17 protein-coding genes and 2 tRNA genes are annotated in these 26,293 nt (G+C 63.8%); 5 read left to right on the top strand and 14 right to left on the bottom strand.

Going from position 1 to position 26,293, the window contains the following annotated elements:
* Nucleotides 1-208: 208 nt before the first annotated feature.
* Nucleotides 209-2,020 carry a S8 family peptidase gene (locus tag HMPREF9710_RS04935; protein WP_005664441.1) on the bottom strand — a complete coding sequence of 604 codons (1,812 nt, stop codon included), beginning with the start codon at nt 2,018-2,020 and terminating at the stop codon, nt 209-211.
* Between the two features lie 391 nt (nt 2,021-2,411).
* Nucleotides 2,412-4,637: a TonB-dependent receptor gene (locus HMPREF9710_RS04930; protein ID WP_005664439.1), complete on the bottom strand. Its 2,226-nt coding sequence runs from the start codon at nt 4,635-4,637 to the stop codon at nt 2,412-2,414.
* Between the two features lie 393 nt (nt 4,638-5,030).
* Here HMPREF9710_RS04930 and HMPREF9710_RS04925 point away from each other — a divergent pair.
* Nucleotides 5,031-5,106, top strand: a tRNA-Val gene (locus HMPREF9710_RS04925).
* A 41-nt stretch (nt 5,107-5,147) separates the two neighbouring features.
* A tRNA-Asp gene (locus HMPREF9710_RS04920) sits at nt 5,148-5,224 on the top strand.
* A 75-nt stretch (nt 5,225-5,299) separates the two neighbouring features.
* Here HMPREF9710_RS04920 and HMPREF9710_RS04915 read toward each other — a convergent pair.
* Nucleotides 5,300-6,451 (bottom strand): GGDEF domain-containing protein, encoded by a 1,152-nt coding sequence (locus HMPREF9710_RS04915; RefSeq protein ID WP_005664437.1) that lies wholly within the window; start codon nt 6,449-6,451, stop codon nt 5,300-5,302.
* A 247-nt stretch (nt 6,452-6,698) separates the two neighbouring features.
* Here HMPREF9710_RS04915 and HMPREF9710_RS04910 point away from each other — a divergent pair, with 247 nt between their 5' ends.
* A complete protein-coding gene (locus HMPREF9710_RS04910) occupies nt 6,699-7,184 on the top strand; it encodes a cyclic nucleotide-binding domain-containing protein (protein ID WP_005664435.1) in 486 nt (161 codons plus the stop codon).
* The gene (locus HMPREF9710_RS04905; protein ID WP_005664433.1) at nt 7,181-8,365 is read left to right on the top strand and encodes an AI-2E family transporter; all 1,185 of its coding nucleotides are present in this window, start codon (nt 7,181-7,183) and stop codon (nt 8,363-8,365) included. The genes HMPREF9710_RS04910 and HMPREF9710_RS04905 overlap by 4 nt, the downstream gene beginning before the upstream one ends.
* A 3-nt stretch (nt 8,366-8,368) precedes the next feature.
* On the opposite strand, the gene HMPREF9710_RS04900 is transcribed toward HMPREF9710_RS04905, so the two are convergent.
* The 10 genes from HMPREF9710_RS04900 to HMPREF9710_RS04855 all read right to left on the bottom strand — a co-directional run bounded on the left by HMPREF9710_RS04900 (nt 8,369) and on the right by HMPREF9710_RS04855 (nt 24,013).
* Nucleotides 8,369-8,947 (bottom strand): PIN domain-containing protein, encoded by a 579-nt coding sequence (locus tag HMPREF9710_RS04900; RefSeq protein ID WP_040775037.1) that lies wholly within the window; start codon nt 8,945-8,947, stop codon nt 8,369-8,371.
* Nucleotides 8,947-9,414: a helix-turn-helix domain-containing protein gene (locus tag HMPREF9710_RS04895; RefSeq protein WP_051205018.1), complete on the bottom strand. Its 468-nt coding sequence runs from the start codon at nt 9,412-9,414 to the stop codon at nt 8,947-8,949. The genes HMPREF9710_RS04900 and HMPREF9710_RS04895 overlap by 1 nt, the downstream gene beginning before the upstream one ends.
* A gap of 250 nt (nt 9,415-9,664) precedes the next feature.
* On the bottom strand, nt 9,665-11,950 hold the full coding sequence (locus tag HMPREF9710_RS04890; RefSeq protein ID WP_005664431.1) for a YgiQ family radical SAM protein: 2,286 nt from the start codon (nt 11,948-11,950) through the stop codon (nt 9,665-9,667).
* A 92-nt stretch (nt 11,951-12,042) separates the two neighbouring features.
* Entirely contained in the window at nt 12,043-12,327 is a 285-nt protein-coding gene (locus HMPREF9710_RS04885; RefSeq protein WP_005664429.1) for a DUF4404 family protein, read from the bottom strand.
* Between the two features lie 254 nt (nt 12,328-12,581).
* Complete coding sequence (locus HMPREF9710_RS04880) at nt 12,582-14,741, bottom strand: M3 family metallopeptidase (protein WP_005664428.1); 2,160 nt, start codon at nt 14,739-14,741, stop codon at nt 12,582-12,584.
* Between the two features lie 67 nt (nt 14,742-14,808).
* The gene (locus tag HMPREF9710_RS04875) at nt 14,809-16,932 is read right to left on the bottom strand and encodes a M3 family metallopeptidase (RefSeq protein ID WP_005664426.1); all 2,124 of its coding nucleotides are present in this window, start codon (nt 16,930-16,932) and stop codon (nt 14,809-14,811) included.
* 91 nt (nt 16,933-17,023) lie between these two features.
* Nucleotides 17,024-19,171: a M3 family metallopeptidase gene (locus tag HMPREF9710_RS04870; RefSeq protein ID WP_040775679.1), complete on the bottom strand. Its 2,148-nt coding sequence runs from the start codon at nt 19,169-19,171 to the stop codon at nt 17,024-17,026.
* A gap of 187 nt (nt 19,172-19,358) precedes the next feature.
* Nucleotides 19,359-19,562, bottom strand: coding sequence for a SlyX family protein (locus tag HMPREF9710_RS04865; RefSeq protein ID WP_005664422.1), 204 nt, complete (start codon nt 19,560-19,562; stop codon nt 19,359-19,361).
* 47 nt (nt 19,563-19,609) lie between these two features.
* On the bottom strand, nt 19,610-21,766 hold the full coding sequence (locus HMPREF9710_RS04860; RefSeq protein WP_005664420.1) for a DUF4214 domain-containing protein: 2,157 nt from the start codon (nt 21,764-21,766) through the stop codon (nt 19,610-19,612).
* Nucleotides 21,767-21,943: 177 nt separating this feature from the next.
* Nucleotides 21,944-24,013 carry a UvrD-helicase domain-containing protein gene (locus HMPREF9710_RS04855; protein WP_005664419.1) on the bottom strand — a complete coding sequence of 690 codons (2,070 nt, stop codon included), beginning with the start codon at nt 24,011-24,013 and terminating at the stop codon, nt 21,944-21,946.
* Between the two features lie 217 nt (nt 24,014-24,230).
* Between HMPREF9710_RS04855 and HMPREF9710_RS04850 the strand changes: the two genes are divergently transcribed.
* Complete coding sequence (locus HMPREF9710_RS04850; protein WP_005664418.1) at nt 24,231-24,716, top strand: SRPBCC family protein; 486 nt, start codon at nt 24,231-24,233, stop codon at nt 24,714-24,716.
* A gap of 3 nt (nt 24,717-24,719) precedes the next feature.
* Here the strand turns inward: HMPREF9710_RS04850 and HMPREF9710_RS04845 are convergent, their stop codons facing one another.
* A complete protein-coding gene (locus HMPREF9710_RS04845; RefSeq protein ID WP_005664416.1) occupies nt 24,720-26,159 on the bottom strand; it encodes a dihydrolipoyl dehydrogenase in 1,440 nt (479 codons plus the stop codon).
* Between the last annotated feature and the right edge of the window lie 134 nt (nt 26,160-26,293).

Raw genomic sequence — 26,293 nt, 5'->3', positions numbered from 1 at the left:
CGGCCGGCGTCGGCTCGGGATTGGCGATTTGCATGCATACATTCTATGGACATAAAAACATTTGCACAAATGCCAACCGTGCGCAACAGTCCTGTTCGAACTTCCTGTCCCTCATCAGGCGGCGTCCGGCCAGGAACCCGGCGTGTGCCGGCAAAAAAAAAACGCGCGGCCGAGACCGCGCGTTCACCTCCTCCTGGCGCCGACGCGCTTACCAGGTGAGCTTCAGGCTGTACTTGCCATTGGTGGCGCCGGTGCCGCCACTGTAGTAGGTCACGCGCACGTAGCGGGTCGCCGCGCTGGTGCCCGTATTGCTGGAGCTGACGCTGTCCACCGCGCCGACGCCGTTCTGGCTGGTGCCCAGCTGCGTACCCGATGCGTTATACACGTACAGGTCGTAGTCGGCATTGGAGAGGCCCGGGGTCAGGACCGCGCTCAGCGTTTTACCCGCCGGCAGGTCGACGCGGAAGTAATCCGTGTCGGTGGTCGAGCCGAGGTTGCCGTTCACGGTCGTGTTGCCGACCGTGACCAGGTCGGCGGTGGCGATGGTGTTGTTCGCCTCGCTCTCGGCCAGGGTCGTGGCCGCGGTGCCGCCGGTGGTGGCCGCATTGACCGCCGCGGTGGCGTCCACGATGCCGGTGCCGCAACCCGAGCAGCTGGCCGGGAAGGCGCGCGCCGTCGATTTCAGTTTCGACTCGATGTCGTCCGGCGTCAGGTTGGTGTTCAGCGCCAGCATCAGCGCCGCCACGCCGGCCACGTGCGGGGTGGCCATCGAGGTGCCCTGGTAGGCCGCATAGCTGTCCGAGGCCGGCGCGGTGGTGCCGGTGTTCAGCGTCGACAGCACGCCATAGGCGCCGTCGCCGCCCGGCGCCGCCACGTCGATCAGGGTGCCGTAGTTCGAGTAGGAAGCGCGCCCGCCGGTGCGGCCGGTGGCCGCCACCGCGATCACGCCCGAGCAGTTGGCCGGGCTGGCGTTGCTGACGTTGACGGCGTCGTTGCCGGCGGCGACCACCACCACCGCGCCGCGCGAGCGGGCGCCGTTGATGGCGTTCTGGGTGGTCGCGCCGCAGGCGCCGCCGCCGCCCAGCGACAGGTTCAGCACGCGCGCCTTGTTGGCATTGGCCGGCACGCCCGACACGCTGCCGCCCGACGACCAGGTGATCGCGTCGGCGATGTCCGAGGTATAGCCGCCGCACTTGCCGAGCACGCGCACCGGGACGATCTTGGCGTTGTAGGCCACGCCCGCCACGCCGGTGCCGTTGTTGGTGCGCGCCGCCACCGTGCCGGCGACGTGGGTGCCGTGCCAGCTCGAACCCTGGTCGCGGGTCGGCTGGCCGTTGCCGCATTCGCCGGCCACCACGGCGTCGCCCGGATCGCTGGCGTCGCTGTCGCGGCCGTTGCCGTCGTTGCCGATGGTGGCGGTGCTGATGAAGTCATAGCCGGCCAAGAGCTGGCCCGAGAGGTCGGCGTGCGGGCGGTAGCCGGTGTCGATCACCGCCACCACCACGCCGCTGCCGGTCGACTTGTCCCAGGCGGTCGGCAGGCGCAGGCCGCCGGCGGTTTCATAGTAGTGCCACTGGTCGGTGTAGCGCGGGTCGGTCGGCGTCGCCATATGGGTCATGATGCGGTCCGGCTCGGCGTACTCGATGGACGGGTCGCGCGCCATCATCTCGGCGGCCAGCGATTCCACTTCCTTCAGGTGGCGCCGGCGGTCCAGCTTGAACACCTGGGCGCCGGTCGAGATGGCATGGCTTTCCTTGACCACCATGCCGAACTGCTGGCCGGCGCGGTCGAGCTTCGCCTTGCGGTCGCTGCTCAGGCCGGCGACCCGGGCCGCGGCGCCATTGGCGGCGGCCTTCGAGTCGCGGTACTTCACGATGATACGGTCTGTCTCCACGACGAACTGCGGCGCGCCGCTGCCGCTCGCGCCGGCGGCCGCGAGGGCGGATCCGGCTCCCAGCGCCAGCGCGACCGCTGCACACATCTTCAACACGGTCGGATGAATCGAATGCGTTTGCTTCATGGTTCTTCCTTCTTCAAGGTTTTCCGTCAAGCGATGGCTCGCTTGTGTCGTTGTAGGACCGGCAGTGCCGGTGCCGTCTCGAGGCGGCAAACTCAGCTTAGCTTGAAGAAAAGAACTGGCAGGAATAAATTCCAACCGTTTTCGGCGTGCATACAACGGTTAACTCGGCATATTCAGCAGAAACATGATTTCTTCGGCAAATCGTTAAATATTCAAAATATTTAGTGCCATGATAAAGATGTTGAACAAGTATGCATTGCGAATAGTGTAATTAGCAGATAAATATTCATGCAACACTTCTGGTTTTTTGTGTCATGCACCGTGGGCAAAACGCAAAAAAGGGCCGCGCAATGCGCGGCCCTTCGGTTCAGGCGAACTGACTGTCAAACGATCAGAAATTGCCCTTGAACTGCATACCCCACTGGCGCGGCTCGTTGGTGAAACCGGTCAGGTTGTTGAAGTCGATGGCGCCGGTGATGCGGCGCTGGTCGAGGATGTTGCGGCCGAACGCGGCGACTTCGTACTTGCCGTTGCCGAAGATGTAGCCGACGCGCACGCCGCCTTCGGTCAGCGGGGCGCCGGTGAACTCGGTGGCCTCGTACAGGAAGAAGTTGATCTTGCTGCGGTACGACCAGTCGGTGAAGACGTACAGCTCGCCGTCACGGAACGGCACGCCGTAGCGGGCGGTCGCGTTGAAGGTCCAGCGCGGCGCCTGCGGCAGCGGGTTGCCGTCGATGACCACGCGGCCAAAGGCGTTCAGCGGGTTGGTGACCGTGCACTGGGCGCACTTGTTCACCGACAGGCTGCCGTCGCGGATCTGCGTGTAGTTGTAGCTGGCGCCGGCGCTCACGCGCAGGGCGGTGCTGACGGCCGCTTCGAAGTCGAACTCGGCGCCCTTGCCCTTGGTCTTGTCGGCATTGATCAGGCGATTGACGTTCGAGTTGCCACCCACCACGGTCAGCTGCTGGTCTTCGATCGTGTAGTCATAGATCGAGAACGAGGTGCGGGCGCGGCGGTCGAACAGGTCGGCTTTCACGCCCAGCTCGAACGACTTGATGGTTTCCGAATCGGCCACGGTGATCGGCACTTCGGCCGAGGCGGCGGCGATGCTCGGTGCGCGGAAGCCGGTGGCGGCGCGGCCGTAGACGTTCACGGTCGGGGTCAGCTTGTAGGTCGCCGACAGGTCCCAGTTGATCTTGTCCTTGCTCTCTTCCACCGACGACGGGCCGATCTGGACGACGTTGGTCGCCTCGATGGTGCGGAATTCCTTCTCGTCCTTGGTGTAGCGCAGGCCGCCGCGGATGGTCCAGTCCGGGGTCAGGTCGTAGCTTGCCGATGCGAACGCGGCCCAGGCTTCGTTCTTCTGGTTCGAACGCAGGCGCGAGGTGCGCGCATAGGTGGTGCTGTTGAAGTTGTCGCTGCCGCCAGTCACGTCTTCGTCGAAGAAGTACAGGCCGGCCTGCCAGTTGAACGGGCCGGCGTAGGCCGACTCGAGGCGGAATTCCTGGGTGTACTGGTCCAGGTTCTCGATATAGCCGTTGGTCTCGACCTGGAACGGGATGAAGCCCGGGCCGGCCGGCGTGCCGCCGTCGATGTCGCCGCGGCTCGAGTAATCGATGATGTGCTCGTAACCGGTGATCGAGTGCAGCTTGTAGTTGCCCAGGTCCCACTGCAGGCGCAGGTTGATGCCGTTGGTCTTCAGGCTCTGGAAGTTCTGGGCGTTGGTGACGATGTCGTCCAGGTCGGTGCCGTCGGCGAAGGTGTTGCTGCCCTTCTTGATCAGGTTGGCGCGGAACAGGCGCGCGCTGCCGTTGGTCTGGCGCTGGTGGAAGCCCAGCAGGCCGCTGAAGCCGTCCTTGCTGTACAAGAACTGCACGCGTTCGGCGTGCTCGTTGTAGCCGTCCAGTTCACCGGTCTTGCGGGTCTTGGCGACGTCGCTGAAGTTGTTGACGTAGTCGTCACGGTGCTGGCCGACGGCCGACACGCGCATCGCCACATTGGTCGACAGCGGCACGTTGACGGCGCCTTCGGCGTTCATCGTGTAGTGCGAGGCCGCCGACAGGTTGTAGTAGCCCTCGACCTTCTTCAGGTTCGGCTTTTCGGATTCGAATTTCACGACGCCGGCCGGGGTGTTGCGGCCGAACAGGGTGCCCTGCGGGCCGCGCAGCACTTCGACGCTGGCCAGGTCAAAGATCGGGAAGCCCTTCAGGATCGGATTCTCCTGCACGATGTCGTCGTACACCAGCGAGACCGGCTGCGAGGCGAAGGTGTTGAAGTCGGTGTTGCCGTAGCCGCGGATGTAGAAGCGCGGGAAGGTGCGGCCGTTCGACGATTCGACGTTCAGGCTCGGCACCTTGCCGGCCAGCAGGCGGATGTCTTCGCCGCCGGAGACCAGCACATCCAGCTTGTCGCCCTTGAGGGCGGTGACGGAGACCGGCACGTCGCGGATGTTCTCGGTGCGGCGCTGGGCCGTCACGGTCACGGATTGCAGCTGGAGGGACTGGTCGGACTCGGTCGTCTGGGCGAACGCCGGTGCGATCGGCAACGCGGCGGACAGCGCCAGCATTGCGCCATGCGCGCGGATGACGCGCTTGTGCATCTTGGACATCTTGGTCATTGGAGTGTTTCCTGTTGATTAAAAAAAGAACCGATGTCCCCGTTCCTCTTCTTATGGACGCTACCCCCGCCGGGTGCGCGAGCGGATATGACCCGCCCTCGGCAGCGCATCTCAGGCGCACATCTTTGCGATGTTTTTAAGGTTGCCGACTTGTCAAAGGTGGTATTGTCCGTGATGGGCATGTGCGACGGCAAGTAAATATCGCGTGTGTCGCCGCGATTACAACACATGCAGATGTGCCGGCTCGGGCTCCGCCTTCCGGTCCATCCGCCATGGGTCGAAAAAAGGTTTTTGATATTTTTTCGAAAAACCCTTGCAGACCTTGAAAGCCACCCTCTATAATTCGGGCCTCTTCGGACGCAATGACAAGCGTCAGATAGAAACCACCGAGATGGGCGCTTAGCTCAGTTGGTAGAGCGGATCCCTTACAAGGATTAGGTCGGGAGTTCGAGCCTCTCAGCGCCCACCAAAGCATCTCGATGGTCGATCGAAGGTACGATCAGAGTAAACGGAGCGGTAGTTCAGTTGGTTAGAATACCGGCCTGTCACGCCGGGGGTCGCGGGTTCGAGCCCCGTCCGCTCCGCCAGCATCAAGGAAGAAGGGTCCGATTCGTCGGACCCTTTTTCTTTTTCCGTTCCTGGTTTTATCTGCGGTCTTCGGTTCACGCCCGGCGCCGCACCGGATCCCCGACTTCCACCCGATCGCGTCCCGCGCGCTTGGCCGTATACAAGGCATGGTCGGCGCGCGCCAGCGCCGCGCTCAGGTCTTCGTTCGGATCGAGCACCACCACGCCGATACTGACCGTCATCGTGTAGCTCGGCCCGCTGGTGATCACGGTGGCCGCGCGCACCGCCTGGCGCAGGCGCTGGGCCGCCTGCATCGCGGCGTCGATGTCGGCGCCGGGCAGCATCATCGCGAATTCCTCGCCGCCCAGGCGGCCGATGGTCTCGTGCTCGCGCATCACGTCGCGCGCGGTGCGGGCGAACACCTGGAGGGCGTCGTCGCCGCTGGCGTGGCCCCAGCGGTCATTGATCTGCTTGAAGTGGTCGATGTCGATCATCATCAGCGCCAGCGGGTGGCGCTGGCGCTGGGAGGCCAGGCGCGCGCGCTCGGCGCGCTCCATGAAGGCGTGGCGGTTGGGCAGGCCGGTGAGGCAGTCGGTGGAGGCCAGCCGGGCCATGCGCGCATCGTCCTTCTGCTTGCACAGCAAGAGGAAGCCGAAGCCGTTGACGATCATGAGCATGTAGCCGGCCAGGTAGGCCGCTTCGCGCGCCAGCACGTGGTCGAACGGCCCCTTGCCCAGCAGGGTCGAGCCGGCCCACAGCGAGACCGCGACGGAGAACAGCGCATCGTTGATGCCGATGATCCGCTGCAGCAGGGACGCATGGCGCCGGCGCAGCAGCACCCAGGCCATGGCGGCGGCGAACAGCGCCACCACGCCCGCCACCAGGGCGCTGAGCTGGGCGTGGCTGGCGCCATGGACGCCGGCCGCGATCACCACCGCGGACGACAGCACGGCAATCGGCAACACGATCCGGCCCCAGCGCGTGAAGCCGAAGAACACGCAGTAGGCCGCCATCTCGAGCGATACCGCGAGGATCCAGCCGATGCCTTCCAGGCCGCCCAGGAAGGCCAGGCCGACCATCGGACGGGCCCAGCCGGCCAGCTGGCTCAGGCCCATGCCCAGGCGCGCCCACATCCACAGGTGCAATCCCGGATTGCGCTGCGCCCCGTGGGTATATCCTGCCATCAGGATCGCAAAGCCGACGTTACCGATCCCGAGCGCAAGAAGAAAAGTCTGTATATCGATCACTGCCTGTCCTCTTCGGGAACGTTGGCCGGGCCATGCGCGACGGCTCGCATGGCAAATATCACTACAACAACTACTGTTGCCGTAAAGAATTTATGTTACACGGTTTCCAATATCGTGGTGCGCACGTTTGAAGGATGTATGAACAACACGCCACACTGTCGTGCACGGCTGAAGCTTTTTGATGCGCAGCAGCATCCAATCGCGGATAATCAAACAGACAACACACCGCACCACGCCGGAGCATCACGTGATTTTTCGTTTCCTCAAGCCCCCTCGGATGTCGCCGCGCCTGCACCGGCTGAAGAGTTCATCGCTGTTCAGTGCGCTCACTCCGCTGGAATTGAAGATCGTCGATGGATTGCTGCACGAGCGCCGCTATCTAAAGGATGAGATCGTTTTCGACGAGGGCGAGGAAGGCCAGGCGCTGTATCTGCTGATGAGCGGCCGGGTGCGCATCAGCCGCCTGCACGAGGGCATGACCCAGGTGGTGGCCGAGCTGGAGCCGGGCGGCTTCTTCGGCGACCTGGCCCTGCTCGACAACTCGCCGCGCAATGCCCAGGCGCGCGCGCTCGAGCCCTGCGAGGTGGCGGTGTTCTTCCGCGCCGACTTCCTGGGCCTGATGGAAACCGACGCCGTCCTCGGCTACAAGATCTCGCTGGCGCTGGCGCGCCACATCGGCCTGCGCCTGCGCGAATGGATGGGCACCGGACGGCCGCAACTGGAAGCGCTATGAGTCCGGTGCCGGGCATCGTCAACGGTCCCGAGCGCGCCGGTCCCGTGGTCTGGACCGGGATCGTCGCCGCCACCTGCCTGTTGCTGCTGGTGGTCCAGCAGCTGCTGTGGCTATTCCTGCCCTTCATCTTCGGCACCGTGCTGTATTACATCCTGCTGGGACCGATGCAGCGCATGGTGCGCTCGGGCTTCAGCCGCAATGCGGCCGCGGTCTGGGTCTGCACCCTGTTCTTCGGGCTGGCCGCGCTGGCGCTGGCGGCGGCCCTGAGCTGGAGCGACGGACCGGAAGAAGACTCGTGGGAAGCGACCATCGGCCTGTACCTCGATGGCGGGGTGGCCTTTGTCCGCACCTCGCTGGCCATGCTCGAGGCGAAATTCCCGATCCTGGCCGAGATGCGGCTGACCTCGACCGTCGACATGGCCTTCACCACCTATACCAACGACTTCGCGCAGAACCACCTGGGCGACATCGTGGTCGGCGTCGTGACCTGGGTGCCGTCGCTGCTGCTGGCGCCCTTCCTCACTTTCTTCCTGCTGCGCGACGGCGTGCGCTTCAAGAAGTTCCTGGCGCGGGCGGTGCCGAACGCCTATTTCGAGCGTGCGCTGTACCTGCTGCACGAGGTCGACCAGACCGCGCGCCGCTATTTCGAAGGCTTGCTGAAACTGACCGTGCTCGACACGCTGGTGCTGGCGCTGGGCCTGTGGGTGATCGGCGTGTCGTCGCCCTTGCTGCTCGGCTTGATCTCGGCCGTGCTGGCCTGGGTGCCGTTCGTCGGGTCGATTGCCGGCTGCGTGCTGGTGGTGATCGTGGCGTCGACCGATGCGCCGGGCAATCCGTTGATGGCCTATGGGGCGATCGGGGTGTTCGTGCTGGTGCGGCTGCTGGACGATTTCCTGTTCATGCCGCTGACCCTCGGCCGCAGCCTGCACATCCACCCGCTGGTCACGGTGCTGATGATTTTTATCGGCGGCATGCTGGCGGGCGTGGTCGGGCTGATGCTGGTGCTGCCGCTGCTGGGAGTGGTGATGGTGATCGGCGAAACGCTGGGGACGCTGGTGACCAATCCGCGCTTGCGGGCAAGGCATCGGTATGCGCGGGCCTTGCGCACCAGGCAGGCCAGCGTGGACCTGGACATCGCGCGCGAGCGGCGCGGGGCGCCGACGCCCAATTCGAAGCCATAAAAGCTAGATCAGGCCGATCGCATTTCGCAATATTTGGCACATCTGAGGCAAACCTTGCTGTTCAAGCGTGGCAATATAATCCTCAGCTGATTTCGGCGGTTTTCTTAATTTCATGCGACACGTCTTCATCATGCTGAGGATGCCAATCTTGTCCAAGTCGTATTGCGCAACAAGAAAATCGTCAGGGTGCAGAATCTCGATTGCATGTCGAGAAACTATTCCTTCAGGAAAGTCTTTAAGATTGAAAGTGACGATAGCGTCTGCATGACCAACGATCGCGGCCGCCAGGACATGTCGATCATCGATATCAGGTAACGCTAACGTTGGAATGAGATACTCATAGTCCCGGACAATGGCATCTTCGACAGCTGCATTCATGAGCGATGCCGTATACAGCAGCTTTTCCTTGTTCAGATCCGGGCGCTTGTCAATCAGATTGCGAATCCACTCATCCTGTATCTCGGCCGTCCAGCGCGCACGGTAAACCCCTTCAGCACCTAGCGTCATCAGGATGTCCCTGAGAGGCGCGGGATAAAGAACGCACGCGTCTAGAACAGCCGTATACTGGACGTTCCCTGCCATCAATATCCCATATCGAGTTCTTGTGCTTGATCAACTAATTCTTGAAGCGCTGAATGAGCGGTTTTCTTGCGCTGCTCTTTATATGCAACCACATCCTCAAACCTGATACGACGATGCGTCCCTACTTTATGGTGAGGAATCTTTCCATCATCTAGCATCTTGACTAAATAGGGACGAGATACATTCAAGAACATTGCTGCTTCTTGAGTAGTGACATAAAGCTCCTTGGGCATGATAGCAACCGCATTGCCTTGGGCCAGCGAACCCAACATATCCGCAAACAAACGCAGCACTTTTGGGGGCAATTTCAGAATCGGAGAGTCTTCGATACGCTCTACGCCATCTTCCAAAATTGCGATATTAACCGCCCGAGAGTGGTCAAGAGCACTGACGATGCACCGTTGTGCGGCTTTCGCAAGCTCGACATCTTCCTTACTTTCCAAGCGATCAATCATTTCAGACATCATTTTGCTCCTGGTATTTTTTAGGAGTGCGTTCTTGCACGCCTGGCACAGCAGCGGCAGACTTCGCTGCCGCTGCTGTGCCAGGCTACTCCCAAATCCATTGTAAACGAATTCTACGAAACAAACGAAATAAACGCAACGACGTGCCTGAACTGCCCCTCGTGGGTTGATACTTCACAGACTCATTAGGACCATATTGCATGGACGAAAAAAAACCGGGAGACCAATCCCGGTTCCGATCGGTATTGCACCGCTATTTCCGTCCCGCCGCTTTCGGCTTGGACTTGATGGTCGACAGGATCGACGGCTTGACCTTCGACGGCGGCGCCATGAATGGCGTTCCCGCCGACGCGCGGTCATTCCGACGTTCGCTACGCTGGCCGCCAGGGCCCGCAGCCCGCTTCGGCGCCACCTCGATCACACGGCCCTTCGGCGGTGCACCGGCCGGACGACGCTCTTCACGCGCCGCACCCGGCAACTCGCCGCCCGGCGGCGGAATCAAATGCCGCTCGCCATTGCCGATCAAGTCGGTCCGCCCCATGCGCTTCAGGCCTTCACGCAGGATCGGCCAGTTCTCCGGGTCGTAATAGCGCAGGAAGGCCTTGTGCAGCTTGCGCGTCTTGCCGCTCTTGGCGGTTTCGACGATCTCCGAATCCTCGGTCACCTTGGCCAGCGGGTTCTTGCGCGAGTGATACATGGTGGTCGCCATCGCCATCGGCGTCGGCGTGAAGGTCTGCACCTGGTCCAGCTTGAAGTTGTTCTTCTTCAGCCACAGCGCCAGGTTCAGCATGTCCTCGTCGGTCGAGCCGGGGTGGGCCGCGATGAAGTACGGAATCAGGTACTGCTTCTTGCCCGCCTCGACCGAATACTTGTCGAACAGGCGCTTGAACTCGTCATAGGCGCCGATGCCCGGCTTCATCATCTTCGACAGCGTGCCCTGCTCGGTATGCTCCGGCGCGATTTTCAGCAGGCCGCCCACGTGGTGGGTCACCAGCTCTTTCACGTACTCGGGCGAGCGCACGGCCAGGTCGTAGCGCAGGCCGGAACCGATCAGGATCTTCTTGATGCCGGGGATGGCGCGCGCCTTGCGGTACAGCGAGATCAGCTTGCTGTGGTCGGTGCCCAGGTTCGAGCAGATGGTCGGATACACGCACGACAGGCGGCGGCAGCTTTCCTCGATCTTCTTTTCCTTGCAGGCCAGGCGGTACATATTCGCCGTCGGGCCGCCCAGGTCGGTGATGGTGCCGGCGAAGTTCTTGGTCGTGTCGCGGATCAGCTCGATCTCGCGCAGGATCGAGGGTTCCGAGCGGCTCTGGATGATGCGGCCTTCGTGCTCGGTGATCGAGCAGAAGGTGCAGCCGCCGAAGCAGCCGCGCATGATGTTCACCGAATAACGGATCATTTCCCAGGCCGGGATATGGGCCTTGCCATAGCTCGGGTGCGGCGCGCGCGCGTATGGCAGGTCATAGACGTTGTCCATCTCGTCCATGGCCAGCGGCAGCGGCGGCGGATTGAGCCAGACGTCGCGGTCGCCGTGCGCCTGCACCAGCGCGCGCGCATTGCCCGGGTTCGACTCCAGGTGGAACACGCGCGAAGCGTGCGCATACATCACAGGATCTTCGCTGACGGTTTCGAACGACGGCAGGCGCACCACGGTCTTGGCGGCCTTTTCGCGGGCCGCGGCCTGGCGCTGCTCGCGCGTCATGATGACCACCGGTTTGACTTCCGGCTCCGGCGCGGCGTTGTCGAGCGCGCAGGTCTTCGGGTCTTCCAGCGCCATCGCATACGGGTTCGGCTGCTTGTCGATGCGGCCCGGCACGTCCACGCGGGTGGAGTTGTGCACCGACCACTCTTCGTCCGGCAGCCAGCCCTGCGGCACCAGGAAGGCGGTGCCGCGCAGGTCGCGGATGGTCTTGATGTTCTCGCCCGCTGCGATGCGGCGCGTGACGTCGACCAGGGCCCGCTCGGCATTGCCGAAGATGACCAGGTCGGCCTTCGACTCGAACAGCACCGAGCGGCGCACCTTGTCGGACCAGTAATCGTAGTGGGCGATGCGGCGCAGCGAGGCTTCGATGCTGCCGGCGATCACCGGCACGCCGGGGAAGGCTTCGCGGGCGCGCTGGCAATACACGGTGACGGCGCGATCGGGACGCTTGTTCGGCTCGGCGTTGGGGGTATAGGCGTCGTCGGAACGGATCTTGCGGTCGGCCGTGTAGCGGTTGACCATCGAGTCCATATTGCCGGCGGTGATGCCCCAGTACAGATTGGGTTTGCCCAGCGCGCGGAACGGTTCGACCGAGGTCCAGTCGGGCTGGCTGATGATGCCGACGCGGTAGCCCTGCGCTTCCAGCAGGCGGCCGACCAGGGCCATGCCGAAGCTCGGGTGGTCGATGTAGGCGTCGCCCGTGATCAGGATGATGTCGCACGAATCCCAGCCCAATTTGTCCATTTCGGCACGGGACATCGGGAGAAAAGGTGCGGCAGCGGCGCGGCTGGAGCGCTTGGCGACCGTCGCAAAGAGATTGGCTGGGGAGTTCATTGGCCGGCATTGTACCGGAAAACCATTTATGGGGCATCGGACAGCCCCGAAAAATGGCTTAAAATCAATGACTTGTGGCTTATTCGCCTACGTTAGATACCCATATTCGACAGGATTTGGCCCAGTTCGCGCAGGCCGGACTCGACGCGCGGGTGGCGGGCGGCGAAGCGCGCCGCCAGTTCCTGGGTGCGCGAACCCAGGCCGTAGGTGTTGGCGTCGAGCTGCTGCTCGGCGCGGCGCTCCAGCACTTTCTCGATGTCGCCATCGAGCTGGCGCAGCAGCGTTTCCAGTTCGACATCGGTGTCGCCCGTCTCTTGCAGTTCGCGGTGCAGGGCTTTCAGGCGTGCCTTCAGGTCGGCATCGTGTTCGGATTGCATCGTGTTCTCCGGTGTTGGCTCGATTTCATTGTAAGCCATGGGGGGCGGGAGGAGGAACACGGCTGTGGGAGGAGCGGTTTGCAGAGTACTTGGACTCCCGCCTTCGCGGGAGCGACATGCATGAGTTATTGGCCAAAGAGTTGCAGTCAACTCTTCCCTACTCTCAAACAACGTCGCTCCCGCGAAGGCGGGAGCCCAAGTTTCTCAGCAAACCACGACGCCCGTCATGTCACCACGACCGGCGCAAACCGGCATCACTCGCCGGTCAAACCACGACGCTCCAGCAGCGGCTTGATGTCCGCATCCTTGCCGCGGAAGTTGCGGTACATCTGCATCGCATCCAGCGTGCCGCCGCGCGACAGCAGGGTCTTGCGGAAGTGGTCGCCGTTCTTGCGGGTCAGGCCGCCGTTGGCCTTGAACCATTCGACGGTGTCGGCGTCCAGCTTCTCGGCCCACAGGTAGCCGTAGTAGCCGGCCGAGTAGCCGCCAGAGAAGGTGTGCGAGAAGTAGGTGCTGCGGTAGCGCGGCGGCACCAGGGCGAAGTCGACGCCGGCCTTCTTGAGCGCCTCAGCCTCGAAGGCCAGCACGTCCTGCGGGATCTGGTTCGGGGCCAGCTGGTGCCAGGCCTGGTCCAGCAGCGCCGCGGCCAGGTACTCGGTGGTGCGGAAGCCTTCGTTGAACTGGCTTGATGCCTGGACCTTGTCCAGCAATTCCTTCGGCATCGGCTCGCCGGTCTGGTAGTGCTTGGCGTAGTTGGCCAGCACTTCGGGCCAGGCCATCCACATCTCGTTCACCTGCGACGGGAACTCGACGTAGTCGCGCGGCACGCGCGAACCCGAGAAACGCGGGTACTGCACGTCCGAGAACATGCCATGCAGCGCGTGGCCGAACTCGTGGAAGGTGGTGCGCACTTCGTCGTACGTCAAGAGCGTCGGCTCGCCGGCGGCCGGCTTGGTCACGTTCAGGTTGTTGGCGATGACCGGCTTGGTACCCAGCAGCTTGCTCTGAGGGACCCAGGCGTTGGCCCAGGCGCCGCCGCGCTTGTTCGAGCGCGCGTACGGATCGAAGGTGAAGATCGCCAGCTGCTTGCCGTCGGCGTCGAACACGTCGAACATGCGCACGTCTTCGTTGTAGCCCGGCAGGTCCTTGCGCTCCTTGAAGGTCAGGCCGAATTCCTTGTTGGCGGCGAAGAACACGCCGTCGACCAGCACGCGGTTCAGTTCGAAATACGGGCGCAGCTGGCCGGCATCGAAAGCGTAGCGCTGGGCGCGCACCTTGTCACTGTAGAAGGCCCAGTCATGGGCGGCGGCCTTGAAGCCACCTTTTTCGGCATCGATCACCTTCTGGATGTCGGCCGCCTCTTTCCTGGCGTTGTTGACGGCAGGCGTGGCCAGTTCGCCCAGCAAGGCGTTGACGGCGTCGGTGGTCTTCGCGGTCTGCTCTTCCAGGTTGTAGGCGGCGTGGTTCGGGTAGCCCAGCAGCACGGCGCGCTCGGCGCGCAGCTTGGCAATCTGCAGGACGATCTGGCGGGTGTCGAACTCGCCGCCGCGGCTGCCGCGCGCCATCGAGGCCGACAGCAGCTTGGCGCGGGTGTCGCGGTTGGTCAATACCGACAGGTCCGCCTGCTGGGTGGTGTTCACGACCGGGATCACGAACTTGCCGTCCAGGCCGCGCTTTTTCGCCTCTAGAGCGGCGGCGTCGATCGCCTTGTCGCTCATGCCGGCCAGCTCGGCGCGGGTGTCGACCACCAGCGCCGATGCATTGGCTTCCTTCAGCGTGTTCTGGGCGAACTGGGTCTGCAGGGCGGCCAGCTTGCTGTTGTATTCCTTCAGCTTGACCTTGTCCGCTTCGGAGAGCTTGGCGCCGGCGCGCTCGAAGTCATTGTTGTAGCGGTCCAGCAGGTAGGCCGATTCGGCGTCCAGCTTGAGGCTGTCGCGCTTGTCGTACAGGGTCTTGATGCGCTGGTACAGCTTGGCGTTCAGGCGGATCGCGTCACTGTGCTGCGACAGCTTCGGCGCCATCTCGCGGCCCAGGGCGATCAGGGTGTCGTTGGTGTAGGAGCCCGACAGGGTGCCGAAGGCGGTGCTCACGCGCGCCAGCATGCGGCCCGAGCGCTCCATCGCGACGATCGTGTTCTCGAAGGTCGGCGCGGCCTTGTTGTTGGCGATCTTCTCGATCTCGAGCGCGTGCTGGCGCATGCCTTCTTCGTAGGCCGGCGCGAAGTGCTCGTTGCGGATCTTGTCCCAGGCCGGGTAGTTGAACGGCAGCGCGCTCTCTTTCGCGAACGGGTTCGAGGCGTCGAACCTGGCCGACGCGGCGCTGGCCGCTGCCGCTGGCGCGGCGGGCGCCGCATGGGCGATGTTCAGGACGGCTGCGCTCACGGCGGCGGCCAGCAGGAAGTGGGTACGTTTCATATTGTTTGCTTCTCGTTGTGAAGGTAGTGCGGAAGGAAGCCGGCGCGGGGCCGGCTTGCCGGGCGGCTTAGTTCAGGCCGCGGCGCTCCAGCAGCGGCTCGATGACCGGGTCACGGCCGCGGAAGTCGCGGTACATCTCGACCGCGTCCATGGTGCCGCCCCTGGACAGCACCTTCTGGCGGAACACGTCGCCGTTCTTGCGCAGCAGGCCGCCGTTTTCCTTGAACCACTCGCCGGCATCGGCGTCCAGGCGCTCGGCCCACAGGTAGCTGTAGTAGCCGGCCGAGTAACCGCCGCCCATGGCGTGCGAGAAGTAGGTGCTGCGGTAGCGCGGCGGCACCGGCGCGAAATCGAGGCCGGCCTCTTTCAATGCCTGCTGCTCGAAGGCGATCACGTCGCTCGGCATCTGCTTCGAACCCAGCTGGTGCCATTTCTGGTCCAGCACCGCGGCCGCCAGGTACTCGGTGGTACGGTAGCCTTCGTTGAAGCGCTGGGCGGCGCGCAGCTTGTCCAGCAGCTCTTTCGGCATCGGCGCGCCGGTCTGGTAGTGCCTGGCGTAGTTGGCCAGCACTTCAGGCCAGGCCATCCACATCTCGTAGACCTGCGATGGCAGCTCGACGTAGTCGCGCGGCACGCTGGTGCCCGAGAAGCGCGGGTACTTCACCTTCGAGAACCAGCCGTGGGTGGCGTGGCCCAGTTCGTGGAAGGTGGTGCGCACTTCGTCCCAGGTGAGCAGGGTTGGTTCGCCGGCGGCCGGCTTGGTCAGGTTCAGGTTGTTGGTGATGACCGGCTTCTGGTTCAGCAGGAAGCTCTGGTCGACCAGGGAGCTCATCCAGGCGCCGCCGCGCTTGTTCGAACGCGCATACGGGTCGATCACGAAGATCGCCAGGTGCTCGCCGTTTTCCTCGAACACGTCGTACACGCGCACGTCCGGGTCATAGGTCGGCAGGTCGGTGCGCTGCTTGAAGGTGATGCCCCACAGCTGGTTGGCGGCGAAGAAGGCGCCCTTCTCCAGCACGTTGTTGAACTCGAAGTAGGGCTTGAGCTGGTTGGCGTCGAAGGCGTACTTGGCGGTGCGCACCTTGTCGCTGTAGTAGCTCCAGTCCTGGGCGCCCACCTGGAACCCGCCTTTTTCGGCATCGATCACCTGCTGGATCTCGGCAGCCTCTTTCTTGGCGTTGCGCACGGCCGGCGCGGTCAGGTCGCCCAGCAGCTTGTTGACCGAGGCGGTGTCCTTGGCGGTCTGGTCTTCCAGCGAATAGGCGGCGTAGCTGTCGTAGCCCAGCAGTTCGGCGCGCTCGGCGCGCAGCTTGGCCAGCTGCAGCACGACGTTGCGGTTGTCGAATTCGCCGCCGCGGGCGCCGCGGATCATCGAGGTGGTCAAGAGCTTCTCGCGGGTGCCGCGCACGCTCAGCTGCGCCATCGCCGGCTGCTGGGTGGTGTTCACCACCGGGATCACGAACTTGCCGTCCAGGCCGCGCTTCTTCGCTTCCACGGCGGCCGCTTCGATCGCTTTTTCCGGCAGGCCGGCCAGCTCTTCGCGGGTGTCGACCACGAAGGCCGAGGCGTTCACTTCACGCAGCACGTTCTGGCTGAACTGGGTCTGCAGCGCCGCCAGCTGGGCGTTGTAGCCTTTCAGCTTGGCCTTGTCGGCCTCGGACAGATTGGCGCCGGAACGCACGAAGTCCTTGTAGTAGCGCTCGAGCAGGAACTTCGATTCGGCGTCCAGGCCCAGCGAATCGCGCTTGTCGTGCAGGGTCTTGATGCGCGCGAACAGCTTCGGGTTCAGGCGGATCGCATCGCCGTGGGCGGCGAACTTCGGCGCCAGGTCTTTTTGCAGCGCCTGCAGGGTGTCGTTGGTGTACGAACCGGTCAGGGCGGAGAACACCGAGCGCACGCGCGTCAGCAGTTCGCCCGAGCGTTCCATCGCCACGATCGTGTTCTCGAAGGTCGGCGCGGCCTTGTTGTCGGCGATCTTCGCGACCTCGAGCGCTTCCAGGCGCATGCCTTCGGCGAAGGCCGGCGCGAAGTGCTCGTTCCGGATCTTGTCGAAAGCCGGGTAGCCGTACTGCAGGGTGCTCGGCTTGGCGAACGGATTCGAGGCCTCCAGGGCGGCGGCGGCGGGTTGGGCGAAGGAGAAGGTGGCCATGGCGACGCTGGCTGCGATCAGCAGCATTTGTGGACGGTTCATTGTGTCTCTTGTGCGTTGTGGGAAAGAAGTACTGCAAATAGCACGCCGCCCTCACCCGCTGCTCGTGACAGCGAATGAGGGCGGCGCGATATCAGTTGCTGGAGGGCTTGGTCTCGACCAGGCCGCGGCGCTCGAGCAGCGGTCCGATTTCCGGATCGCGGCCGCGGAAGTCGCGGAACAGGTCCATCGCTTCCGCCGTGCCGCCGCGCGACAGCAGGGTCTTGCGGAAGTGATCGCCGTTCTTGCGGGTCAGGCCGCCGCTTTCGGTGAACCACTTGACGGTCTCGGCGTCGAGACGCTCGCTCCACAGGTAGGCGTAGTAGCCGGCCGAATAGCCGCCGCCCATCGAGTGCGAGAAGTAACCGGTGCGGTAGCGCGGCGGCACTGGCGGATAGGCCACGCCGGCATCCTGCAGCGCCTTGGCTTCGAACGACAGCACGTCGGTCGGGATCTGGCTCGGGGTCAGCTGGTGCCAGCGCTGGTCGAGCAGCGCCGCGGCCAGGTATTCGGTGGTGCGGTAGCCCTGGGCGAACTTCTTCGAAGCGACGACTTTATCGAGCAAATCCTTCGGCATCGGCGCGCCGGTCTGGTGGTGCTTGGCGTAGTTGGCCAGCACCTCGGGCCAGGTCACCCACATCTCGTTGACCTGCGACGGATACTCGACGAAGTCGCGCGGCACGTTGGTGCCCGAGAACTTCGGATACTTCACGTTCGAGAACATGCCGTGCAGTGCGTGGCCGAACTCGTGGAAGGTGGTGACCACTTCATCGTAGGTCAGCAGGGTCGGCTCGCCCTTCGGCGGCTTGGGGATGTTCAGGTGGTTGCCGATCACCGGCTTGTGACCCAGCAGGTGCGACTGCGAGACGTATTCGTTCATCCAGGCGCCGCCCTGCTTGTTGCCGCGGGCATAGGGGTCGAAGATGAAGATCGCCAACGGCTTGCCGTCGACGTCGAAGATGTCGTACACGGTCACGTCCGGGTTGTACACCGGCAGGTCGGTGCGCTGCTTGAAGGTGATGCCGAATTCCTTGGTGGCGGCGAAGAACACGCCGTCGACCAGCACGCGATTCAATTCGAAGTAAGGGCGCAGCTGGCTCTCGTCGAAGTTGAAGGTCGCGGCGCGCACCTTGTCCTGGTACATCGGCCAGTCCCAGGCGGCGACCTGGTACTTGCCGCCCTCTTTGTCGATGACCTTCTGGATCTCGGCCGCTTCCTTCTTGGCGTTGTTGACGGCAGGCGCGGCCAGGTCGCCCAGCAGCTTGTTGACGGCGGCCGGGTTGCGCGCGGTTTCCAGTTCCTGCGAATAGGCCGCGAAGTTCGGGTAGCCCAGCAGCACGGCGCGCTCGGCGCGCAGCTTGACCAGGCGCAGCACCTGCTCCGTGGTGTCGAACTGGCCGCCATGGGTGCCGCGTTCCAGCGACGCCTTCATCAGGCGCTCGCGCGTGGCGCGGGAGGTCAGGAACGACAGGGCCGGCTGGCTCGAGGTGTTCACGATCGGGATCGCGAACTTGCCTTTCTGGCCGCGCTTGGCGGCTTCGTCGGCGGCGGCGCTGATCTGCGCATCGCTCATGCCGGCCAGTTCGGCGCGGGTGTTCACGATCAGGGCCGCGGCATTGGCGCCCTTGAGCACGCGCTGCTGGAAGTCCGACTGCAGCGAGGCGATCTCGCCATTGAATTTCTTCAGCTTGGCCTGGTCGGCCTTGGACAGGTTGGCGCCGGCGCGCACGAATTCCTTGTAATAGCGCTCGAGCAGGTGGACCGACTCGGCGTCCAGGCCCAGCGTATCGCGCTTGTCGTGCAGCGCTTTCACGCGCGCGAACAGTTTCGGGTTCAGGTGGATGGCGTCGGAGTGGGCCGCCAGCTTGGGCGACATCTCGCGGTCGACCGCGTCCAGCGTGTCGTTGGTGTTGGCGCCCTGCAGGTTCGAGAAGGTCGCGACCACACGCGCCAGCAGCTGGCCGGAACGTTCCAGCGCCACGATGGTGTTCTCGAAAGTAGGCGCGGCCTTGTCGCCCGCGATCGCTTCGACTTCGCGCAGTTCTTCGCGCATGCCGGCATGGAAGGCGGGCAGGAAGTGCGCGTCCTTGATCTTGTCGAAGGCCGGGTAGTTCAGCGGCAGGCTGCTGGGCTGGGCGAAGGGGTTGGAGGCGTCGAGCGCGGGAGCGGCGGGGGCGGCAATTGCGGTTGCATGCGCCAGCGCCACGCTGGCTGCGATGATGAGCAGTTGTGGACGGGTCATGAGGTCTTTCGCGAACACTAGGGAAGGCGCCGTCGGGGCTAGCTCGACGGCAGTGCGCTGAAGATCATAGCAGGCTTGCATGCCCACCGTCACAATTAAAAAGTATTGCAATGTATCAGGAAACACGCCCCGTACTTACGCGCGTAAAGACATGTATGCATGGCCAGGCCGGCCATGCGGCGCGGCGTCAGTAATGCGGTGGACGTTCGTTGAGGGGCGCCTGGCCGGCGTCGCGCAGGGTGCGCACGTGGTCGGCCAGCTTGGCGACCATCGCCTCGAGCTGGTCGATGCGGCGATCCTGGCGGTAGATGGTCTTGTTCAGCTCGTCCAACAGGTCTTCCTGCTGGGCGAGCTTGATTTCGAGACTGACGAAGCGGTCTTCCTGGGTCATGGCGGACTCCGGCAAAGCCGGCATTATGCCAGCCTTGCCGCCGCCGATCAGGCGAAAGGCACGTAGTCGATGCCCTGGGCGATCAGCTCGACCACGTTCACCTTGTTTTCCGGGCTCTCGCTGAACGCCATGAGGATCTGCTCGCGGCTGTGCAGCTGGATCTGCTGCAGCCAGTAGGCCTGGCCGCCGGCATCGGGAGCGCGGTTCAGCACATTGTCGTACAGCTCGACAATGAATTGTTCATTGCTCAAGTTCTTTCCGTACAGCGTCTCGAATTCGATGGTGCCGTCCGGCGCCGTGATGCTCATGAACTCCTTGGCAATCTGCATCAGCTCGGTTCCCGTATCCCGGCGGTGCAGCCAATAGCCCATGCCGCCGAGGTCAGGCGCACGGTCGAAGATGGCCTGGTAGAGGCGGAACACTTCGCCGGCCGCGCCGTCGATGTCGATCGCCTTGTAGCCATCGTTGAACTTGATCCGCTCGACATTGAACAGGCCGTCCACTTCGCCATTGGCGGCAGTCGCCGAGAAGCCCCAGGTCTCGTCGCGCAGCCTGTAGTCCGCGCGGTTGCCGTTGAACACGACGGTATCGATGCCGGCGCCCGCGTCCACCGCGGTGCTGCCGGGATTGATGGTGATGGTGTCGCCATTGGCGGTGCCGGCCTGGTAACCGTTGTTGTTGATCGCCAGGCTGACGGTGGCTTGTCCGGCGCGCGCATTACCCGCGGCATCGAGCGAGGTGACGACAACATTGTAATTACCATTGGGCAGTGGATGCGAGTTCAGCACCCACTTGCCGTCGGCGCCGACGACCGCGCTGCCGATCTTGGTAAAGTCGCTGTCGCGATACAGCTCGATCGTGGTGCCGGCATCGCCGGTGCCGGTGAACACCGGACGGTTGCCGCCGGCGGCCAGCGTCGCGCTCACCGTCGGGACGGATGGCGCCGTGGCGTCCACGTGGAAAGGCACTACCGCACTGTTCGCCGACACATTGCCCGCCGCGTCAGTCGCGGTCGCGAATGCCTGGTAGTTGAAGCCATCCGCCAGCGTTTCCGTGGCCCGGGCATTCCACAAGCCATTGGCGTCGGCAGTGGCGGTGGCGATCAGGCGGTCGCCGATATAGACCTTGATGGTGGCATTCGCTTCCGCAGTGCCATTGATGAGCGGCCGGTTGCTGTTCGCATACAGCAGCCCGTTCTGGGTGATCGCCATCACCGGCGCCGCCGGGGCCACCGTGTCCGAGCTCACCACGTTGGCGCGCTCGACCTTCATGTCGGCAAACTGCAGCCAGTCGATATTGCGCAGGGTATCCGTTCCCTCCGCTCCCGAGACCGCTAGTCCGCCATCGGCCAGGGTGCCGAAGGTATAGCTGTTGCGGTTGCCGTTGTAGACCACCGTATCGATTCCTGCTCCGCCGTCGATCATGTCGTTGCCTCCATTACCTTGCAAAGTGTCGTTGAATTGGGTGCCCACCAGGACGTCGTCCTTATAGCTGCCGGTGATATAGCGACCGCCGCTGCCGTTGAGACCGAGCTCTCCGCGCAGGCCGTCGCCACCGTACAGCCAGTTGAAGGCGGCGATGTCATAGGGACTGTAGGTGCTGTGCCAGCCGCCGAGCGAGTCGTAGGACATCAGCGTGTTGCTGGTATTGTTTTCGTTGCCGGGCAAGACGATCTCGCCTGCCACACCCTCGCGGAAAGAATGCTTCAGGCCCAGTGCGTGGCCCAGCTCGTGCAACAGGGTTTCATAGCCCTGGGTGCCCGCCGTCAGGTTCTCGGTGATGTGGCGCCACTCGGCGTTGTCCAGGTACACATAGGCGTTGGCCGTGTACTCGGTCAGCGCGCCGTTCGAGGTCGCGCGGTAGCCGGCCTGCCAGCTGCACAGGCCGGTCGTGTACTGGCCCTCGAGATCGATGTTCGCCAGGTGAATCTGGGCCGCCGTCCCGGATCCCGTCTCGCGAAATTCGATGCCGGTAATTTGCTGCAGATAGGTGAAGGCGGCGCGGGTTGCCGCCTGCTGGGCGGCGCTGAACGCTTCCTGGCCGGTCTTGCCGGTTTCGTTGCCCGACGCCGTCGAGAAGGTGTAGAACAGGACGTTGGCGTTGGAATTGCTGAGGTAATTCCAGTCGGGCCCCTTGTCCAGCAGGGCGTCGATGTGGTTCAAGCCCGAGAGCGGGGTGTCGGTGATATCGGAAACGGTGGCCATGAATCGGAATAAAAAACGTTGCGCTTGCCACACAGCAATTGCCGTGGAACTTTAGCTATCGAAAAACTCGCATTCGGGCAAGTATTTCTTGCTCGACAGTCGAAGTCAAATGCGATTTCAATCGTGCGCAGGTCTTATCGATCCGCCAAGGCTTACGCGCAACGTTCAATTTCCAACTTATTCAGGAACCGGTCTGGGTGTTGCCAACAAGGCTTTCAGGTTCGCCAATCTTTCCTTCGGACTCAGGATTTCGCTTTCCATCGGCGCCGCCTCGCCCACGTCCAGCGCCATCTCCTTGATGAAGCGCGAGGGATCGCAATTGACCAGTTCGCCCGCTCGTTTCCTGCGCTTGCACCAGCTCACGTGCAGCGTGCGCTGGGCGCGCGTGATGCCCACATACATCAGGCGGCGCTCTTCCTGGATGCGCGCCGCGATCGACTCGACCGACGCGTCCGGATCGCCCTTGTGCGGCAAGATGCCCTCTTCCACCCCGACCAGGAAGACGTGCGGATATTCCAGTCCCTTGGAGGCGTGCAGGGTCGACATGCGCACGGCATCCTGCTCCTCGTCGGCTCCCTCGAGCATCGACATCAGGGCCACCATCTGGGTCAATTCGAGCAGGTTCTTTTCCTCGCCATCGCGGTCGCGTCCGCCACGGCCGCGGTCTTTCAGCCAGTTGGTGAACTCGAGCACGTTCTGCCACTTGCCCTGGGCTGCGCGGTCGTCGAAGTTTTCGTACAGGTAGTGCTCGTAGTTCATCTCCTTCATCATGTCGTCGAGCACCTCGGCCGCATGGTCGCCGCTGCCCGATGGCCCCGGCCGGGTGGCGCGGTCTTCCAGCTCGGCGATGAAGTGGCAGAAGTCGCGCAGCGGCCCCAGCTGGCGCTCGGCCAGCTTGGCCTCGATGCCGCCCTTTCTCGCCGCTTCGAACAGCGAGCAGTTCCACTGCTTGGAAAACTCGCCCAGCACTTCCAGCGTGGCCATGCCGACGCCGCGCTTGGGCGTCGTCACGGCGCGGATGAAGGCCGGGTCGTCGTCCTGGTTGGCGATCAGGCGCAGGTAGGCGATGATGTCCTTGATCTCCGCCTTGTCAAAAAAGCTCTGGCCGCCGGACATCGTGTAGGGAATGCGCTCCTTGCGCAGCGCCTGTTCGATCACGCGCGCCTGGTGGTTGCCGCGGTACAGGATCGCGTAGTCCGTCCATTTGTTCTTGCGCTGGAAGTGGTCGGCCGAGATCATGATCGCGACCTGGTCGGCTTCCTGGTCGTCGTTCTGCATGCCCAGCACCTTGATCGGCTCGCCCAGGCCGTGCTCGGACCACAGCGACTTCTCGAACAGCTTCGGGTTGTTGCCGATGACGGCGTTGGCCGCCTGCAGGATGCGGGTGGTGGAGCGGTAGTTCTGCTCGAGCTTGATCACCTTCAGGTCGGGGAAATCGTCGCCCAGCGTCTTGAGATTTTCGACCGAGGCGCCGCGCCAGGCATAGATCGCCTGGTCGTCGTCGCCGACCGCCGTGAACATCGGCTTCTTGCCCAGGCCCGTCACCAGCAGCTTGACCAGCTCGTACTGGCAGGTATTGGTGTCCTGGTATTCGTCCATCAGCAGATAGCGCAGGCGCCGCTGCCAGCGGTCGCGGATCGGTTCGTTATTGCGAAACAGTTCCACCGGCAGGCGGATCAGGTCGTCGAAGTCGACCGCCTGGTAAGCCTGCAGGGTCGCCACGTAGCTGCGGTAGACCCGTCCGGCCAGGGCCTCGTCCTCGTCGCGCGCCGCCTTGATCGCGTCTTCCGGGTCGACCAGGCCGTTCTTCCACAGCGAGATCGCGTTCTGGATGCCGCGGATTTCCTGCTTGTCCGTGGTCAGGGCCAGGCTCGACACGATGGTGTAGCAATCGTCGCTGTCCATGATCGAGAACTTGTCCTTCAAGCCGACCCCGGCCGCTTCCTGGCGCAGGATCTTGACGCCCAGCGAGTGGAAGGTGGACACGGTCAATTGTTTGGCTTGCTTGGGCTGCTTGAGCAGCTTGCCGATGCGCTCCTGCATCTCGAGCGCCGCCTTGTTGGTGAAGGTCAGCGCGGCGATGGTGCGCGGATCGTAGCCGCAATGCTCGATCATGTAGGCGATCTTTTGCGTGATCACGCGGGTCTTGCCCGAGCCGGCGCCGGCCAGCACCAGGCATGGGCCGTCGAGGTATAGCGCGGCTTCGCTCTGCGGCCCGTTGAGGCCGAATCTTGGTGCATTGGACATGGGAATTATTTCTGGAGGGACAGGCAGCGATTGTAACAATCTGGCGGACTCAGCGGGCGATGGCGCGCGCCACATATACCGGATTGCAACACTGCGGATTGCAACACCGGCCGGGATGGCCCGAGCGGACGACGCCGGACGCGCGGGCGCGCAATCGAGTAACATGCGTCCTTTGCGGTTTGCTCCGCTGCGGCTCTATTTTCTGGACATACGCCCTATGAAATTCGAACATCTCGTAGAAATCAACGACCCGATGAACCCGCTGATCGACACCCTCACCCGCGAGCAGGTCTGGCATGGCCTGGTCCTGCGCGCCGAGGACCCGAAGATGTTCATTCCGCACCTGGACGCCAGCGAGATCGTCGAGCGCGAGGCGGGCGCTTTCCGCCGCCGCCTGACCTTCGGCGACCTGGTGATCGAAGACCAGGTTTTCCTGACCCCACTGCAGGAAGTGCGCTATGAGGTGCCGGCCCAGGGCGAGATCGCGGCCTCGAGCCTGCGCATGATCATCGAAGCGCCGACCAACGCCATGCTGCTGGTGCGTTTTTGCTACGACGACGGCACCGGCGAGCACGTCGATCCGGCCAATGCGATGTATGACGAGTTCAAGAAGTCGGCATATGAAGAAGCCGACCTCGACACGGTGCGCATCCTGCGCAAGCTCGCCAGCGAAGGCAAGCTGAACACCACGCTGCTGAACTGAGCGTCACGTCCCCGGCTCGGTATCGGCCGGGTCGGTCTGGCTATCGCCCTTGGAGAGGTTGGCGGCCAGGTCGCGCAGCGCGGTGCGTACGCCCTCCTCGATCACCGGGTGGTAGAACGGCATCTCGAGCATCTGGTCGACCGTCAGGCGCATCTGGAATGCCCATGACAGCAGATGGGCCAGGTGTTCGGCGCGCGGCGCGATCATCTCGGCGCCCAGGAACAGCCGGGTGCCATACTCGGCATACACCCGCAACATCCCCTTGTTCTGCAACATGACCCGGCTGCGGCCCTGGTTGGCGAACGACACGCTGCCGACCGCGAACTTGCGCTGGCCGCCGGCGCACAGGGCCTTGTAGTTCTTGCCCAGGGTGGCGATGTTCGGCTCGGTGAAGGCGACCGCGATCGGCGCGCGGCGCAGGCCCGGACGCACGTCCGGGTAGCGGCCCGCGTTGTCGCCGGCGATCTTGCCGTGGTCGGCCGCGTCGTGCAGCAGCGGGCGTTCGTTGTTGGCGTCGCCCGCGATGAAGATGTTGCTGGTGCCGCACTGCATGGTGCGCGCATCGAACACGGGGATGCCGTCCGGCCCGCGCTCCAGCCCCGTATGCTCCAGTCCCAGGTCGTGCACGTTCGGCGTGCGGCCGGCCGTCATCAACACGTACTGGAAGCGCTCGGTGCTTTCCTTGCCCAGCGCATCGCGCACCGTCAGCGCCACCTCGTCGCCCTCTTGCACGGCCCCGACCACCTCGGTCTGGAAGGCGATGTCGAGTTCTTCCATCAAGACCCGTCCCGCGCAGCGCAGCACTTCCGGATCGGTGATGTTGGCGATGCTGCCGCCGCGCGCGTAGAAACGCACGCGCACGCCGAGCCGCGCCATGGCCTGGCCCAGTTCGAGACCGATGACGCCGGTGCCGATCACGGCCACCGAGCGCGGCAGGTCGTCCCAATAGAACACGTCGTCGCTGGTGACGACGCCGGGACCGACGTTCTCGAGTTGCGGCAGGCGCAGCGGCATGGAGCCGGTGGCGATCACGATGCGGCCGGCCTGGATCTCGGTGTGGTCGTCGACCACCAGCGTGCAGGGGCCGGTGAAGCGCGCGCGACCCTGCAGGCGGTCTTGCACCGGCATCGCCTCCACGCCTTCGAGCACGAAGCCGACGAAGCGGTCGCGTTCGCGCTTGACCCGTTCCATCACGGCGCGGCCGTCGATGCGTTTTTCACCGGCATGCACGCCGAATGGCGCGCAGGTGTCGATCACGTGGGTCGCCTCGGCCGCCGCGATCAGGAGCTTGCTCGGCATGCAGCCGACCCGGGCGCAGGTGGTGCCGTACTGGCCGCTCTCGATCACCACCGTGCGCGCCCCTTGCGCCTTGGCGGCGCGGTAGGCGGTCATGCCGGCGGTGCCGGTGCCGATGATGGCGACGTCCACGTTCAGTTGTTTCATTGCTGGTCTCCGCTGCTGCGCTAATGACAGGCAAAACGATACGCTATTTTGCCGCTGCCGGTGGCGAATCCGGCCCTGCCGCATGCGCCGGATCGGCGCCGCATCCGGCACCGTATTCATATTGCATGTCGAGC

It is taken from the genome of Massilia timonae CCUG 45783 (genome assembly GCF_000315425.1).
Taxonomy (GTDB): domain Bacteria; phylum Pseudomonadota; class Gammaproteobacteria; order Burkholderiales; family Burkholderiaceae_D; genus Telluria; species Telluria timonae.
This window is presented reverse-complemented; position numbering and strand designations above follow the sequence as displayed.